Raw genomic sequence first — 17,013 nt, 5'->3', positions numbered from 1 at the left:
CCTCTCAACCTGCCATGGCGGTGCGGAACGGCGCGCAGATCTCGTCCGGAAGCGGGTCGGGCAGCCGCACCGTGCGGTACCCGTCGACCCGGAGCACCACGGCCCCGGCGCCGTCGCCCACCACGCAGTCGAAGCCGCCGGAGCCGTCCGGCCGCACGGTGGCCGACAGCCCGGCACGCTCGGCGAGGTCGGCGCCGAGCCGGACCGCGTCGACGTGCGCCGGCAGCGCCAGCCGCCCCTGCCGGCCGGCCTCCCACAGCCCGGCGGTCTGGAAGCACAGCTCCACCAGGCGGGGTCCGGTCACGGTGGGAGCGTCGGCCTGGTCCGGCAGGCCGTCGGCGAGGCGGGCGGCCACGCCGTCGCCCTGCCGCCAGGCGGAGCCGACGACCTGGTACGCGGGCCCGTGGAAGTACAGCCGGTAGACCTCCTCCGGGGTCAGCTCGGGCGGCTGCGGGTGCACCTCGCCGTCGTCCTGCGAGGGCAGGTGCGGCTGCTGGGCGGCGAGGCGTACCGAGCCGGTGAAGTGGGTGGTGCGTTGCGGCTGGTCGCTGCCGGGCAGGGTGCGTTCGGTGGACAACCGGCACTCGGCGAGCAGTTCCGCGCCGTCCGGGCGCAGCAGCGCCGTGACCCGCAGCGTGCGGGGCTCGTCCCGGTAGAACTTCACCGGCGCGGAGAAGTCCACGTTCTCCACGGCCACCACGGACCAGTCCGGCACCAGCAGGCGGGCGGCCTCGGCGAAGGCCTCGATGCCCATCACGCCGGGCAGCACCGGGGTGCCGTCGATGCGGTGGTCGTTCAGGAACGGTGTGGTCGCCGGGTCCAGCGTCGTGTGCACCACGAGTCCGTCGTGGACGCTGAGGCCGGCCGGTTCCGTCGCGACCGGTCCGCCGCCCGGCAGGCTCGCCGGGTCGAGACCGCCCGTCTCGTGGTACTCGGCGGCCATCGCGCCCAGCGCGCCGGCGACGACCACCTCGCCGTCGGCGGTGCCGCAGGTCAGCTCGCGGCGGATCCACGCCACGCCGGCGGCGGCCGGGAGCATCTCGACCCCGGCGCGCTCCATGAGCTTGGGGATCGAGCCGCGGGTGGCCATCCCGATGTCGCCCCACGCGGTCCAGTCGATCGCGAGGGTACGCACCCCGGGCCGGCTGCGCCGCAGGCTGCTCAGCACCTTGCACTGCAGGTCGTTCGCGGCGCTGTAGTCGGTCTGCCCCACGTTGCCGAACCGGCCCGCGACCGAGCTGAACGCGATGACCGTGCCCAGCGGCAGGTCGCGTGCGGCGTGCAGCACGGTGAACAGCCCGTCGCCCTTGACCCCGAGCACGAGGTCGAACTCGGCCGGCTCCTTGTCCGGCAGGGCGTGGCTGATCTCCACGCCGGCCGCGTGCAGCAGCACGTCGATCCGGCCGCTGGTCGCCCGCACCTCGGCCATGGCCCGCGCCACGGCGTCGGCGTCGGTCAGGTCGACGCTGTGGTAGTGGGCCGACCCGCCGGCCTGCTCGACCGCCTGCACGGCGGCCAGGGCCGCCTGGAGCCGTTCGAAGCGGGCCAGTTCGCGGTCGATCAGCACCGGGGTGGGCCGTTCGCCGCGGTCGCGGAGCCGGGTGGCCAGCTCGGCCTTGAAGCCCTCCCGGTCCTCGGCGTACCGGCGCAGGTCGGGATCCGCCGGGTCGGGCTCCGGGGTCAGGTCGAGCAGGTGGAAGGTGCCGCGCGAGGCGGCGGCCAGGTCGGCCGTGATCGCCGAGACGATGCTGCCGGCCGCGCCGGTGACCAGGAAGACCTGGTCCGGGCCGAGCTCGGCGTTCGCGGCGGGGAACGGGCGCTCGGCCAGGCCGACGCCCCAGCGCCGGCCGTCGGCGTACCCGACCTCCACGCAGCCCGGATCCCGCAGCGTCTCGTCCACCAGCCGGTCCGCCGGCGCCGCGGTCTTCCGGCCGACCGCGAAGTCGACCGCCTTGACCAGCGCCTCCGGCCGCTCCCGGCGGTACGCCTTGGCGAAGCCGGTGACCGCACCGCCCAGCGGGCACGTCGCGCCGCCCTCGTCGTAGCCGTGGTAGCCGCCCAGCCGGCTCGCGGTCACCAGGAACGGGCTGCCGTCGTAGAGCCGCCGCATGGTCGTGTAGAGCGCGCGGACCCGCCGGCGCAGCGCCGCCCGCCAGCCGTCGAGGTCGAGCCCGTCGAGCTGGCCCTCGTCGTCGAGCGCCGGCAGCCAGTACACGCCGTGCACCGGGCCGTCGGCCAGGGCCGCGTCCAGTCCCGGGCCGGGGTCGTCGGGGTCGACCGTCAGCACCTGGACCCCCAGCCGGGTCAGCCGGGTCACCAGCGCCTCGCCGACGCCACCCTGATCGGGCGCCACCACGACCCGGGTGCCGCCGTCCAGGGTGATCCCGGTGGGGACGCAGGCGGCCGGCTCCGGCCGCAGCACCGGTACGGGCACCCGCCGGGTGATCCGGTCGGTGGCCTCGAGGTCACCCGCGACCGTGGTGATGACCCGCGGGGCTTCCGTGGTCTGCTCCGCCGGGCCGGCCGCCGGTGCCGGTTGGCCGGCGCGGTCCCGCACCCAGGCGATGACGTGGGTCAGCGTCGGGAAGTCCCGCAGCCGCAGGTTGTCGTCACGGGCGACACCGAAGCGCTCCCGCACCGCCGCGAACACCTCCGCCTGCTTGACCGTGTCCACCCCCAGATCCGCCTCCAGATCCAGATCCACATCCAGCAGATCCGGCGGATAACCCGTCAGCCCGGAGACGATGCCCACCACCGCGTCGGCAATCTCATCGCCGGCCGGCGGGGTGACCGCCTCGGTGGCCACGGGCTCGGCGGCAGGCGTGCCGGTCTGCTCGCGGATCCAGCCGATGACGTGGGTCAGCGTCGGGAAGTCCCGCAACCGCAGGTTGTCGTCACGGGCGACACCGAAGCGCTCCCGCACCGCCGCGAACACCTCCGCCTGCTTCACCGTGTCGACACCCAGATCCGCTTCCAGGTCGAGGTCGACGTCCAGCAGGTCCGGCGGATAACCGGTCAGGCCCGAGACGATGCCCACCACCGCTTCGGTGATCTCATCGTCGGCCGGCGGTGCCACCGTCTCGGTGACGACGGCCTCCGCAACCGGGGCGACGGCCTCCGCAACCGGGGTGCCCGTCTGCTCGCGGATCCAGCCGATGACGTGGGTCAGCGTCGGGAAGTCCCGCAACCGCAGGTTGTCGTCACGAGCCACGCCGAAGCGCTCCCGCACCGCCGCGAACACCTCCGCCTGCTTGACCGTGTCCACCCCCAGATCCGCCTCCAGATCCAGATCCACATCCAGCAGATCCGGCGGATAACCCGTCAGCCCGGAGACGATCCCCACCACCGCATCGGTGATCTCGTCACCGGCCGGCGGTGCCGGGGTGGCGGCGATCGGCGCGACCGGCGCTGGGCTGACGGGCGTTTCGATGACCACGGGCGGTGCGGCCGGTGCGGGCGGGGCCTCCGGCAGCGCGCCGTTGTCGGCGAGCCGCAGCCGGCGCTGCACGACCTCCAGCCGGGCGTCCGGGCCGCCCGCCTCGGTCAGCCAGCGGTGCCAGGCCGCCTGGTCGACGATGCGGTACGCGTACCCCAGCTCGTCCGGCGCGCGGTGCCGGTTGTCCGCGAGCGGCGTCCAGCGCAGCAGCGACATCGCGATCTGCGAGCCGAAGCCGGCCGCCAGCCGCAGCGCGTACCGCACCGGGTAGGCGCCGCCGGCGGACAGGTTGAGCTGCCCCAGCTCGGGATCCGGTTCCTTGAAGTTGGGCACCGGCGGGACCAGCCCGGTCTCCAGGGCCTTGATCGCCACCACGTCCTCGATGCCGGCGCCCATCGCGTGCCCGGTGAAGCCCTTGGTGTTGGTGATGACCACGGCGTCGGCGTCGGCGCCGAACACCCGGCGCAGCGCGTTGATCTCGGCGGACGCGCTGCCGCCGCGGGCCGGGGTGTAGGTCTCGTGGGAGACGAAGACGGTCGCCGGCGCGATCGCGTGCCGGCGCACGCCGCGCGCCTCCGCCTGCGTGAACAGCTGCTCCATCACCTGGCCGATGTGCTCGACGTCCAGCCGGGTGCCGTGGAAGGCGCTGTTCGCGGTGACCGCGCCGAGCACCTCACAGATCGGCTGCAGGCCCCGCTCGCGCGCGGCGTCGGCGGCCTCGACGACAAACGCCGCGGCGCCCATCCCGACGATCATGCCGTGCCGGCGCCGGTCGAACGGCGTCGCGGCCTCCTCGACGATGTCGTCGGTGGCGGCCGCCCCGGAGGCCAGGAACCCGGACGCCAGCCAGGGCAGCAGCACGTCGGAGGTGGCGTCGTCGGCGGACACCACCACGACCCGCCGGCACCGGCCCGCCCGGATCCAGTCCTCGGCCAGGGTGGTCGCCTGCGTGGTGCTCGCGCAGGCGGCGTTGATCTGGGTGTTGGGCCCGCGGGCGCCGATGAGCTCGGCGAACTGCGAGTGCCCCATCGACAGGCACCGGAACAGGAAGCGCCGGTCGAAGACGTACGGGTCGGCGGCCAGCGCGTGGCGCAGCTCGCCGATGCGCCGGTCCACCTCGGCGGTGGCCGGTCCGTCGGCGCCCAGCCGGGCCCGGACCGCCTCGAGCGCGAGCAGCTGCTCGCGGCGGCCCCGGTCGGTGAGGTACCGCTCGATGTCCCGGGCGAAGTTGTCGTAGCCGGGGAACGCCGAGGCGAAGATCACCCCGGTGTCGTCGCGCATCGCCGTGGGCAGGCCCCACCGGTCGGGCAGCCGGGTGCCGAGCGTGGTGGTCTTGTACTGCATGACCAGCGGGATGCCGGCGTCGCGCAACGCGTCCAGGCCGGCGCCGATGGCCAGCCGGGTGGCGACGTCCAGAGCCGCGTCGCGGTCGGCGTCGACCCCGAACTGGTTGACGACGTCCAGCGGCGCGGCCCGGCCGGCCAGCTTGATGACGTCGGCCTCGTTGGTGATGGTCTCGAAGGTGGCGTCGCCGGCCTCCCGCTTGACCAGCCGGGTGATCCGCCGGTCGACCATCGCGCGCCGCAGCCGGTGCGGGACGGTGTCGATGAACTGCTGGCCGGCCAGGATCCGGCCCACGTTGTCGTCGTCGAAGACCTGGTCCACGCCGGGCAGGCCGAGCGCGGCACCGGTGATCACCACCGGCTCGGGGGCCGCGGTCGGCGGCCCGCCCGGGGCGGTGCCCGCGTAGACGTGCATGCCGCGCTCGAGGACGTCGGCGAACAGGTGGCCCAGTTCGGCGTACCGGTCGGTGGTCATGGGGGTCCTCCCCGCCGTGGTCGCAACGGTGTCGGCGGTCTGCGGCGCGGCCGGCCGGGCGGCGGCCACCGGTGCTGCGACGGCCGGGCCGGGGAAGCCCAGACCGGCGGCGTACAGCCCGCAGAGCGCCTGGTTGAACGAGGCCACGTCGCCGGCCTTCGGGTGGTTGGTGAACAGCGCCAGCACGTCGTCACCGAGCACGTCCTCGACGAAGCCGTGCAGCGCCTTCTTGGGGCCGACCTCGACGAAGATCCGGGCGCCGGCGGCGTACAGCGTGCGCAGTCCCTTGACGAACTGCACGGGCGCCGCGACCTGCCGGCCGAGCAGGTCGAGCATGGTCTCGACGCCGGCGTCGGCCGGGTAGAACTCGCCGGTCACGTTCGAGACGATCGGCAGCACCGGCGGGCGCACGTCGAGCCGGCGCAGGGCCACCTTGAGCGGCTCGCTGGCCGGCGCCACGATCGAGGTGTGGAAGGCGTGGCTGACCGGGATCGGGGTGGCGGTCAGGCCGGCCTGCTCGAACGCCGTGATCGCCCGCCGCACCGCCTCGGTGGCGCCGCCGACGACCGCCTGCTTGCCGCTGTTGATGTTCGCGACGACGACGTATCCCTCGGTCGCCGCGACGATCCGCTCGATCTCCGCGAGCGGGCCGAAGACCGCCGCCATCGCCCCGTTGTCCGCCATGGTGAGGCTGGCCATCTCCCGGCCGCGGGCGCTGACCGCCTCCAGCGCGGCGTCGAACGACAGCGCGCCGGCGGCGACCAGGGCGCCGTACTCGCCCAGGCTGTGCCCCATCACCATGTCGGGGCGCAGGCCGTAGGACTCCAGCAGCCGGGTCAGCGCCAGGTCCGTGGCCAGCACCGCCGGCTGGGTGATCTCGGTCTGCATCAGCTGCTGCTCCAGGCGCCGGCGGGTGGCCTCGTCCGTGCCCTCGTCGAAGATGTACGCCGTCAGCGGCCGCCCCAGCAACGGCGTCATCACCCGGTCCGCCTCCGCGAAGGCGCCGGCCACCAGCGGTTCCCGGGCGCGCAGGTCGTGCAGCATGTTCACGTACTGCGAGCCCTGTCCGGTGTAGAGGAACGCCACCCGTCCCGGGGCGCCACGCCCCACGTGCACGCCCTGGGCCCGCAGCATCCGCCAGCGCGCCGGGTCGCCGGCGCGCAGCGCCTCGACCGCCTTGCCGGCCTTGGCCGCGAGGTCGGCGGCGTCGGCGTAGTCGATGGCGACCCGCACGGCCGCGCCGGCGAGCGCGGGATCGGGCGCCGCCGGCGCGGGAGCCCGGCCGGCCGCCGCGTCGGCGGCCAGCCGGGTCAGCTGCCCGGCGACGTCGGCGTCGTCGCGGCCGCCGACCACCGCCGCACCGCGCAGCGGGGGCCGGGCCGGGCCGGCAGCGGCAGGTGCGGCCGTTGGCCGGGCGAGGTCCACCCCGGCGTAGGAGCGGGCGGTCCGCTCCGGATCGCGGTGCCGGCCGGGGACGTACTCCTCGACGACCGCGTGGAAGTTGGTGCCGCCGAAGCCGAAGGCGCTGACCCCCGCGCACCGCACCCCGTGCGCGGGCGCCGGCCACTCGCGCAGCTCGGTGTTGACCCGGAACGGGATCGTGTCCCAGTCCACGTTCGGGTTGGGCTCGTCGAAGTGCAGGCTCGGGGCGAGCACCTTGTCGTGCAGGGCCAGCACCGTCTTGAAGAGCCCGGCCGCGCCCGCCGCGGCCTTGAGGTGGCCGATGTTGGACTTGACCGAGCCGAGCGCGATCGACCCGGTCGCCGCGCCGGCCTTGGCGAACACCTCGCTGAGGCTGCCGAGCTCGGTGGCGTCGCCGACCCGCGTCGAGGTGCCGTGCGCCTCCACGCAGGTGGCCAGCGCCGGGTCCAGCCCGGCGGTCTGCCAGGCGCGCTCCACCGCGAGCCGCTGCCCCACCGGGTTCGGGGCGGTGATGCCCTTGCCGCGGCCGTCGCTGGAGCCGCCCAGGCCGAGCAGCACCGCGTAGATGTGGTCGCCGTCGCGCTCCGCGTCGGCGAGACGCTTGAGGACGAACAGCGCCGCGCCCTCGCCCATCACGAACCCGTCGGCGCCGGCGTCGAACGGCCGGGTGCCGGTGGCCGACAGCGCACCGATCTTGCAGAACTTCACGAAGGCGGCCGCGTTCATGTTGCGGTCGACCCCGCCGGTGACCGCGGCGTCGAAGTCACCGGCCTGCAGCCCGCGGACCGCCGCGGACATCGCGGCCAGCCCGGAGGCGCACGCCGCGTCGGTGGTGAAGTTGGGGCCGCGGAAGTTGAACAGGTTGGCGACCCGGCCCGCGATCACGTTCGCCAGCTCGCCGGGCATGGTGTCCTCGGTGATCTCCGGCAGCCCGGCCAGGAACGACTCCCGGGCCTCGGCCAGCACCGCGGCCCGCACCGTGTCCGGCAGCGCCGCGAACGACGGCGCGGCACGCAGCCGGTGCGCCACCTCGGCGAACTCCACCCGCAGCACGGTGCGGTACTGCTTGTCACCGCCGATGGCGTTGCCGATGATGACCGCCACCCGCTCCGGGTCCACCGTCCAGTCCGGCCAGCCGGCGTCGAGCAGGGCCGCCCGGGCCGCGGTCACCGACCACTTCTGGCCCTCCTCCATCTGCGCGGAGACCGTCGGCGGCACGGGCAGCCGCCAGGCGAGCGGATCCCAGCCGAAGTCGCGGACCCAGCCGCCGATCCGGGAGTACGTCTTGTCGGGCGCGTGCGGGTCCGGGTCGTAGTAGAGCTCGGGATCCCAGCGCTCCGGCGGCACGTCGCTGATCGAGTAGCGGCCGTTCTTGATGTTCGTCCAGAACGCGGCGGCGTCCGGGGCGTCGGGCATGATGGCGCCGACCCCGACGACGGCGACGGGAGCGAGCGCGACGGTAGCGGCGGTCATGATGACGCGGCCTCCTGTGATGTCCGGTCGTACAGTGCGTCGGCGATGGCGTCCAGGTCGGCGAGCAGGCCCGCCTGTGCGGTGCGCACCCGGTCCAGCGGGAGCCCGGCGGTCAGGTCCGGGCCGGTGCCCGCCCCGACGATCCAGCGCAGGCCCTCCTCGGCGACCTTGAGCGCGGCGTCGCGGGCGAAGACGCGGCTGATCGCCGCCAGCGTGGCCGGCGGGAACCGCCGGTCCGCCTTCTCCGGCAGCGTGCCCGCGGCGGCCGCGGCGGCCCGGCGGGCGAGCGCGCCGGCGGTCTCGGCATAGGCGATCAGCTCGCCGAGGCGCAGCAGGACGTGCTGGTTGCGGGTGAGCCGGCCGGCCCGGCAGGCGTCCAGCACCGCGGCGAGGCAGTCCAGCGCCAGGGCCGCGGTCGGGCCGCCGGTCGTCGCGGGCAGTCCGGCGAGCTCTTGCGCCCTGTCGCGGTGGTAGCGCCCGGCGGACTTGAGGTGCTGCTGCCATCGGTCCCGGGCGATCGTCATCTCGAGGATCTCCGAGGTGCCCTCGTAGATGGTGGTGATCCGGACGTCCCGCTTGATCTTCTCGACCAGGTACGGCCGGGTGTAGCCGTACCCGCCGTGTGCCTGGATCGCCGCCTCGGCCGCGGCGTTGCCCGCCTCGGTGGCCAGGTACTTGGCGATGGCGCCCGCGGTGTTCAGCGCACCGTCGGCGCCCTCGCCGGCGTCGAGCCGCCCGCAGGTCTCCTCCAGGAAGGCGCGGGCGGCTTCGAGCCGGACCACGTGCGGCACGATGAGCTTGTGGGTGTAACCCTGCTTCTCGGCCAGCGGCGCGCCGCCCTGGATCCGGTTGACGGAGTATCCGATGGCCCGGTCGAGGGCCGCCCAGCCGCCGCCCAGCCCGAACGCCGCGACCATCACCCGGGTGTAGCCGAAGACCAGCTGCGCCTGGCCCAGCCCGCGGCCCTCGACCCGCCCGACCAGGTTCTCCACCGGCACCAGCACGTCGTCGAGGAACAGCGCCGCGGTGTTGGACAGCCGGATCCCGTGCTTGTCCTCGGGCGGGGCGGCGGAGAAGCCCGGGGTGCCACGCGCGACGACGAACCAGGAGGGCCCGCCCGGTGCGAGCGCCAGGATCGTGCTGAAGTCCGCGATGGAGCCGTTGCTGATCCACTGCTTGCGCCCGGTGATCCGGTACCCGGTGATCCGCCCGTCGGTCTCGACCGGCGTGGCGGTGGTGGTCAGCGCGCCCAGGTCGCTGCCGGCCTCCGGCTCGGTGGCGCCGTAGGCGAACAGCACGCCCTGCTCGGCGATCCGGCCGAGCCACTCCTTGCGCTGCTCCGGGGTCGCGCCGACGAGGATCGGATCGCTGCCCAGGAAGGTGGCGAAGACCCCGGTGGCCACGCCGATGTCGGCCCGCGCCATCCGCTCGCAGATCCGGTACGCGTCGAAGGCGCCGCCGCCCAGGCCGCCGTACTCCTCGGGCACGAAGACCAGGTGGACGCCGAGGTCGTCGCCGCACATGGCGCGGATGGTCTGCTCGGGGCAGGTGTCGTCGCGGTCCAGCTCCAGCAGGCGGCTCTCCGGCAGTTCCTGGGCCAGGAAGTCGTCCAGCGAGGACAGCATCATGTCGAGGGTGTCCCGGTCGAGGCCGGTGGTCGTGGTCATGGCAAAGCCCTTCGGGGGTCGTCGGCGGGTTGGCGGACGGAGCGCAACAGGACCTCCGCCACGTCGGTCACGGTGACGTGGTCGCCGGCCCGGTCCTGTTGCCGGCGCAGCGCCACCCCGTCGGCGAGCATGTCGACGCAGTAGGGGCAGGCCGCCGCGACGACGTCCGGTCCGGTCGCGAGCATCTCGTCGGTGCGGTTCTCGTTGATCCGGGTGCCGAGTGTCTCGTCCATCCACATCCGCGCGCCGCCGGCGCCGCAGCAGAAGGACCACTCCCGGTTGCGCTGTGGTTCCGCGAGCCGGACGCCGGGCAGGCTGCCGAGAATCTCCCGGGGCGGCGTGAAGACCCGGTTGTGCCGGCCGAGGTAACACGGGTCGTGGTAGGTGATGGTGGCGTCGACCGGCGTGACCGGGACGAGCCGGCCGTCGGCGACCAGCCGGGCCAGCAGCTGCGTGTGGTGCAGCACCTCGTAGCTCCCGCCCAGCTGGGGATACTCGTTGGCCAGGGTGTTGAAGCAGTGCGCGCAGGTCGCCACGATCCGGCGGACGCCCGCGCCGTTGAGCGTCTCGACGTTCTGGGCGGCGAGCTGCTGGAACAGCACCTCGTGGCCGATCCGCCGGGCCGGGTCGCCGGTGCAGGTCTCGCCGCTGCCGAGCACGGCGAACTCCACGCCGGCGGTGTGCAGCAGTTCGGCCACCGCCCGGCTGGTGCCCTGCGCGCGGTCGTCGAAGGCGCCGGCGCAGCCGACCCAGAACAGATACTCGACGTCGTCGGGAATACGGCCGCCGTCCAGCGTGCGCACTCCGAAATCCAGCCCCTCGGTCCATTCGGTACGCGCGCCGGCCCCCCTGCCCCACGGATCGCCGGCGTGTTCGAGGTTGCGCAGCAGCACCCCGGCCTCGGGCGGGAAGCTGGACTCCATCAGCACCTGGTAGCGGCGCATGTCGACGATGTGGTCGACGTGCTCGATGTCGACCGGGCACTGCTCCACGCAGGCGCCGCAGGTGGTGCACGACCAGAGCACGTCCGGGTGGACGACGCCGTCGGTGCCGACCAGCGGGGTCTGCGCGGCCGCCGCCGCCAGCGCGTCCACCTGGGACTTGTCGGCGGCCAGCAGGTACGGCGCCGCGGCCAGCGCGTGGTCCCGCAGCCCCATGATCAGCGTCTTGGGCGACAGCGGCTTGCCGGTGTTCCAGGCCGGGCACTGCGACTGGCACCGCCCGCACTCGGTGCAGGTGGCGAAGTCGAGCATGCCCTTCCAGGTGAAGTCGGTGATCGCGGCGCGGCCGATGGTGTCGTCCTCGCCGGGGTCCTCGAAGTCGACCGGCTTTCCGGCGGAGTACACCGGCAGCAGCGCGCCCAGCGCCCGCGGCCGGCGGCCGAACGCCACGTTGCCGGCGGCGGTGAAGATGTGCAGGTGCTTGGAGTGCACCACCAGCACCAGGAACAGCAGGACGATGCCGAGCGCGACGAGCAGCCCGGCGGTCTCGATCACGTCGTTGGCGCCCGCGCCGAGCGGCCGGATCAACCGGGCCACCGCCTCGGAGGCGAAGGCGCCGCGGGGGAACGGGAAGTTGCCGGTGTTGATCTGCGCGCCCCGGTAGAGCAGCAGGCTCCACACCACGTTGAAGATCATGAACAGGACCAGCCACGCGGCGTCCAGGTGCGAGCCGAAGAAGCGCGAGCGACGGCCCTCGCGGGCCGGCGAGTGCCGGATCCGGATCGCCGCGAAGATCAGCACCGAGACCAGCGTCGCGACGACGAACAGGTCCTCCAGGAAGCCGAGCCAGGGCTGGGTGCCGATCAGCGGCAGGTGGAAGTCGCGCTGGAACAGCGCGCCGTACCCCTCGACGATCGTCAGCCCGAGCACCAGGAAGCCCCAGAACGCGAGCACGTGCGCCAGCCCGGGCACCGTCCAGGTCAGCAGCTTGCGCTGGCCGAGCACCTCGGTGACTTCGGCGCGCAGCCGGCCGGCCGCGCCACGCGTACGGCCGGGCTCGACCGGTTGCGCGGCCCGGCCGAGCCGGTAGAGCAGGGCCAGCCGGCGGCCGGACACGGCGAACGCCAGCACGGTCATCAGCAGCCCGAGGACGAGGCGAAGAACCATCACACTCAGCCTCTGCGCTGGGAGATCTCGTCGATCAGGGCCGGCAGGACCGTGTGCAGGTCGCCCACCACCCCGAAGTCGGCGATCTGGAAGATCGGCGCCTTCGGGTCCTTGTTGATCGCCACGATGGTCCGGGACCCCTGCATGCCGGCCCGGTGCTGGATCGCCCCGGAGATGCCGCCGGCCAGGTAGAGCTGCGGGGCGACGGTCTTGCCGGTCTGCCCGATCTGCAGCTCGTGCGGGCACCAGGTGAGGTCGGTCGCGGCCCGGGACGCGCCGACGGCGCCGCCCAGCGTGTCCGCCAGCCGCTCGATCAGCGCGAAGCCCTCGGCGGAACCCACGCCGCGGCCGCCGGCGACGACGACGGTCGCCTCGGTCAGGTCGGGCCGTCCGGTGGCGGCCTTCGCCCGGCTCGCCACCACCCGCGGGCTCGCGTCCGGCACCGGCTCGGCGAGCGCGATGCGTTCCACGGCCGGGCTGACCGGCGCGGGCGCCGGCTCCGGCGTGACGGCGTTCGGCCGTACGGTGATGACGGGCGTGCCGCGGCGCACCCGCCCCTCCACGAGCCACGTGCCCGCGAACACCGACTGGGTGGCCACCGGGCCGTCGGGCCCCGCGGTCACCTGCACCGCGTCGGTGATGATGCCGGCGTCGAGCTTGACCGCGACGCGGGCCGCGACCTCCGTACCGCTCGGGCCGGAGCTGATCAGCACCGCGACCGGCGCGGTCCGGGTGGCCAGGTCGGCCAGCGCCAGGGCCTCGACCGCCGGCCGGTACGCCGGCGGCTCGGGCGGCGCTATCGCGTACACGGTCGTGGCGCCGTGCCGGCCGAGCGTGTCGATCAGCGCGTCGCCCGGCTCGCCGTGCACGACGGCCGCGGGCTCGCCGAGCCTGCGCGCCAGCGTCAGCAGTTCCAGGCTCGGCTTTCGGATGACCCCGTCGTCGTGATGGACGAGGACCAGAACTGTGCTCACCGCAGCCTCCCAGGGCTCGTGGTCTACAGCAGCTTGTTGGCGGCGAGGAAGTCGGCCAGCCGCGCGGCGGCGTCGCCCTCGTCGGTGATGACCGTGCCCGCCTCGCGGGGTGGCCGGGGCCGGACCGCCAGCACCTCGGTGGCCGCGCCACCGGTGCCGACCAGCGCGGCCGGGATCTCCAGGTCGGCCAGCGACCAGGTGGTCACCGGCTTCTTCTTGGCGGCCACGATGCCCTTGAAGGAGGGGTACCGGGCCTCGCCGGAACGGTCGGTGACCGACACCAGCGCGGGCAGCGGCGCGACCACCTCCTCGGTGGCGTCGTCGGTGTCGCGCTCGACGATGACGGTGCCGTCCTCGACCCGCAGCGTGGCGGCGTTCACCACCGCCGGCAGCCCCAGCCGGTCGGCCACCATGACCGGCAGCACCGCCATCTCGGCGTCGGTGGAGGCCATGCCGCAGATGACCAGGTCGGCCGCCATCCGCCGGAGCGCGGCGGCGAGGACCAGCGAGGTGCTGACGGCGTCCGAACCGTGCAGCGCGTCGTCGAGCACGTGCACCGCCCGGTCGCCGCCCATGGCGAGCGCCTTGCGCACCGCGTCGGCGGCCCGGGCCGGGCCCATGGTCAGATAGCCGATCTCGGTGGCCGCGCCCGCCTCGGCGAGCCGGATCGCCTGTTCGACGGCGTACTCGTCCAGTTCGGAGAGCCGGCCCTCGACGCCGTCGCGGTCGAGCGCCCGATCCTCGGCGAAGCGCCAGGTGGCGGTCGCCTCCGGCACGTACTTGATCAAGACTGCGATCTTCATGAAGAACCGCCCTGAGGTCGTGGTGTCCTGACTACGCAGCGTAGAGACCAGCGTCGATCAACTTCAGCCCCTACGGGCCCTCATGACAGAGGCTTTGGCCCTCTTGACTTCCGGGCCCGGCCCCGGCGGCCGGCAACCGGGGGCCGAACGGCACTGTCGAAGGCCGGCGCGGCGGCGGGAGGCTCGGTCGGACCTGGCAATGCCACGCGCACACATCTGGCCCGGCGATGGGGAGAGATGATGATGACCTCGGCTCTCGGTCCACGAATCATCCAGGGCGGCATGGGCGTCGCGATCTCCGGCTGGCGGCTCGCCCGCGCGGTGTCGCTCACCGGCCAGCTCGGGGTGGTGTCCGGCACGGCGCTGGAGGTGGTCTGCGCCCGCCGGCTGCAGGAGGGCGACCTGGGCGGCGACGTGCGCCGGGCGCTGGCCCACTTCCCGGTGCCGGGTGTCGCCGAACGGATCCTGCGCACCTACTACGTGGCCGGCGGCAAGCCGGCCGCGGCGCCGTACCGGCCCGTGCTGCGGTTCAGCCTGCAGCCGTCCCGGGCGCTCGCCGAGCTCACCATCGCCGCCAACTTCGTCGAGGTGTTCCTCGCCAAGGAGGGTCACGACGGCCCGATCGGCATCAACTACCTGCGGAAGATCGAGCTGCCGATCCCGTTCGCCTGCTACGGCGCGATGCTCGCCGGCGTCGACCACGTGCTGATGGGCGCCGGGAACCCGGCCGACCTGCCCGCGCTGCTGGACGCGCTGGCCCGCCACGAGCCGGTCGAGCTGCCGATCCGGGTCCAGGGTGCCACCTCTGCGGACGGCGAGCACGCCATCCGGTTCGAACCCCGCGCGTACGGCACACCCGGTCCGCGACCGCTGCGCCGGCCGCACTTCCACGCGATCGTGGCCTCCGTCGACCTGGCCGAGGCGCTCGCCGCGAACCCCGTCACCCGGCCCGACGGCTTCATCGTGGAGGGCTTCGAGGCGGGCGGCCACAACGCGCCGCCGCGTGGCCCGCGCCGCCTGGACGCGTCCGGCGCGCTCATCTACGACGAACGCGACGTGGTCGACCCCCGGCTGATGGCCGGGGTGGGCCTGCCGTACTGGATGGCCGGCTCGTACGGCACCCCGGACGGGCTGGCCCGGGCGGTGGCCGCGGGCGCGGTCGGCGTGCAGGTGGGCACCGCGTTCGCGTACTGCCAGGAGTCCGGGATGGCGCCGGAGTGGAAGCGCCGGGTCCTGGACCTGGCGGCCCGCGGCGACGTGCCGGTGCTGACCGACGGGCGGGCGTCGCCGACCGGGTTCCCGTTCAAGGTGGTGCGGCTGCCCGGCTCGCTGGCCGACGAGGAGGTCTACGCCGCCCGGGACCGGCTGTGCGACCTGGGCGTGCTGCGGACCCCGTACCGCAAGCCCGACGGCACGGTCGGCTACCGCTGCCCGGCGGAACCCGTGGCCATGTACCAGGGCCACGGCGGGGGCCGGGAGGCCAACACGGTCGGCCGGCGGTGCCTGTGCAACGGGCTGATGGCGGCCGCCGGTTTCGCCCAGCGGCGGGCCCACGGCTACACCGAGCCGCCGGTGATCACCGCCGGCACGGACTTCACCGGCGTACGGGAGCTGCTGCGGCGGCTGCCCGCCGGCCGGCAGTCCTACACCGCCGCCGACGTGGTGGCCTACCTGCTCGGCCCGGCGAGGGAACCGGCCTGACCCGGCCGGCCGCCGTCGCGGGCCTGGGCCAGCAGGGTCGAGAAGACCTCGGCGTACCGGAGCAGGTGCAGGTCGCCGACGAAGTTGTCGCGGACGTAGGCGTGCGCCGCGGACCCCATCCGCGTGCGTTCGCCGTGGTCGGCCAGCAGGTCGCGGATCGCGGCGCCCAGCGCCGGCAGGTCCGTCGGGTCGGCCAGCAGGACGCCCGTGCCGGGGGCGATCTGGTCGTTGATGCCGCCGATGGCCGACCCGATCACCGGGCGGCCCTTCCACATCGCCTCCGCGACCGTCAGCCCGAAACCCTCGGCGAGGCTCTTCTGGACCACGATGCCGGCGTGCCGCTGCAGCGCGTTCACCATCGCGGCGTTCTCGTCGGTGTCGTCGAGCGGCAGCGTCACCAGCAGCGTCCGCGAGCGCACCGCCGCCGGCAGCGACCGCCAGTGAGCCAGGCAGTCGCGGTAGACCGCGGCTCCCTCGGGGTCGTCCGCCACGCCCGCCACGGACGGCCCCACCAACGCCAGGTATCCGGTGCGGTCGGGCGCGACATGGCGGGCGAACCCGTGCAGCACGCCGCCCATGTCCTTGAGCCGGTCCCACCGGGACACCTGGATGACCAGGTCGTCGCCGGCGCCCGGCAGGGAGTCCGCCACCACGGCGGCGGTCCGGGCCACCTCGCCGACACTGCCGTCCGGCCGGAGGAACCGCCCGGGGGCCGCGGCGGCGCCGTCGAGCACGCCGATCGTGGCGAGGATCGCCCGGACGGTGCCCGGGTCCAGGTCCTGGTTCTTGGCCGAGAACGGATCGATCGACGGCGGGATGATCCACAGGTTGTCGCCGGTCAGCCACCGCGGCACGTACCCCCGCCGGGAGAAGACCCACCCGTGCGCCGCGATCACATAGGGGCGCAGGAACTCCCACGCCGCCTCGGTGGTCTCGTTCTGGTCGTCCACCCCGATGTGCGAACGCCACACCACCACCGCGCCCGCCTCGACGAGCGGCGCCGCCAGCCCGGCGGTCTGCGGATCGTGCAGCAGCACGACGTCCCCGGGGTGCACCAGCTCCAGCAGGGCCTCCGCGTTGGCGGCCAGGATCCGGCGGTAATGGTCGCTCTCCGCCGGACCCAGCGCGCTGCCGTCGGATTGGCCGTGCACGGCGTTGTGCAGGCGCTTGGTGATGTGGAAGAAATCCGCGTCCCCGTGGATCACCAGCCATCGGATCGCTACGTCGAGATCCTCCACGTAGCCGACGAGCGCCTGCAGGATTTCGGCGACCCCGCCTCCGACGGCTGTGGAGTTCACGTTCCAGACGGTCCGGCCGGTGAAGCCGGCCCGGAACTCCGCTGCTGTGGACCGTAATCTGGCATACCGTTCCGCTCCGATGACGGTGGCGAGGCGTTCCACCGGCCGGCGGTGGGACGGCACCGCGTGTAACAGACCCATGCCTCCCTGTCTACCGAACATCGACGTCGCCGGGCACCCCCGAACGGGTCCTCGCGCACATTGGAGCGGGCTTTGTGGTTTCGGGGTTTGGTGGTTGCGCTGGGACGGCGGGGGCCGGGGGGGGGCCCCCCCCGGGGGGGGGGGGGGGGGGTGGGGGGGGGGGGGCCCCCCC

At 74.2% G+C, this 17,013-nt stretch carries 7 protein-coding genes; 1 reads left to right on the top strand and 6 read right to left on the bottom strand.

The genetic code is table 11. From position 1 onward, the window contains the following. Positions 1 to 4 precede the first annotated feature (4 nt). From ACIBQZ_RS12930 to ACIBQZ_RS12910, 5 genes are read right to left on the bottom strand one after another with little or no spacing between them, the layout of a single operon-like run. The gene (locus ACIBQZ_RS12930) at positions 5 to 8,149 is read right to left on the bottom strand and encodes an SDR family NAD(P)-dependent oxidoreductase (RefSeq protein WP_396088768.1); all 8,145 of its coding nucleotides are present in this window, start codon (positions 8,147 to 8,149) and stop codon (positions 5 to 7) included. Continuing rightward, positions 8,146 to 9,816: an acyl-CoA dehydrogenase family protein gene (locus ACIBQZ_RS12925; RefSeq protein WP_396088767.1), complete on the bottom strand. Its 1,671-nt coding sequence runs from the start codon at positions 9,814 to 9,816 to the stop codon at positions 8,146 to 8,148. The genes ACIBQZ_RS12930 and ACIBQZ_RS12925 overlap by 4 nt, the downstream gene beginning before the upstream one ends. Beyond that, positions 9,813 to 11,924 carry a (Fe-S)-binding protein gene (locus ACIBQZ_RS12920; RefSeq protein ID WP_396088766.1) on the bottom strand — a complete coding sequence of 704 codons (2,112 nt, stop codon included), beginning with the start codon at positions 11,922 to 11,924 and terminating at the stop codon, positions 9,813 to 9,815. The genes ACIBQZ_RS12925 and ACIBQZ_RS12920 overlap by 4 nt, the downstream gene beginning before the upstream one ends. Before the next feature lie 5 nt (positions 11,925 to 11,929). Further along, positions 11,930 to 12,898: an electron transfer flavoprotein subunit alpha/FixB family protein gene (locus ACIBQZ_RS12915; protein ID WP_396088765.1), complete on the bottom strand. Its 969-nt coding sequence runs from the start codon at positions 12,896 to 12,898 to the stop codon at positions 11,930 to 11,932. 23 nt (positions 12,899 to 12,921) lie between these two features. Continuing rightward, positions 12,922 to 13,701, bottom strand: a complete 780-nt coding sequence (locus ACIBQZ_RS12910) for an electron transfer flavoprotein subunit beta/FixA family protein (RefSeq protein WP_396088764.1) — start codon at positions 13,699 to 13,701, stop codon at positions 12,922 to 12,924. A 282-nt stretch (positions 13,702 to 13,983) separates the two neighbouring features. Here ACIBQZ_RS12910 and ACIBQZ_RS12905 point away from each other — a divergent pair, with 282 nt between their 5' ends. Further along, entirely contained in the window at positions 13,984 to 15,402 is a 1,419-nt protein-coding gene (locus ACIBQZ_RS12905; RefSeq protein WP_396088763.1) for a nitronate monooxygenase, read from the top strand. Here ACIBQZ_RS12905 and ACIBQZ_RS12900 read toward each other — a convergent pair. Beyond that, positions 15,369 to 16,841, bottom strand: coding sequence for a glycosyltransferase (locus ACIBQZ_RS12900; protein WP_396088762.1), 1,473 nt, complete (start codon positions 16,839 to 16,841; stop codon positions 15,369 to 15,371). The two genes, ACIBQZ_RS12905 and ACIBQZ_RS12900, sit on opposite strands and share 34 nt — an antisense overlap. Positions 16,842 to 17,013: the final 172 nt, after the last annotated feature.

This window comes from Actinoplanes sp. NPDC049599, from assembly GCF_044465625.1.
Taxonomy (GTDB): Bacteria; Actinomycetota; Actinomycetes; order Mycobacteriales; family Micromonosporaceae; genus Actinoplanes.
This window is presented reverse-complemented; position numbering and strand designations above follow the sequence as displayed.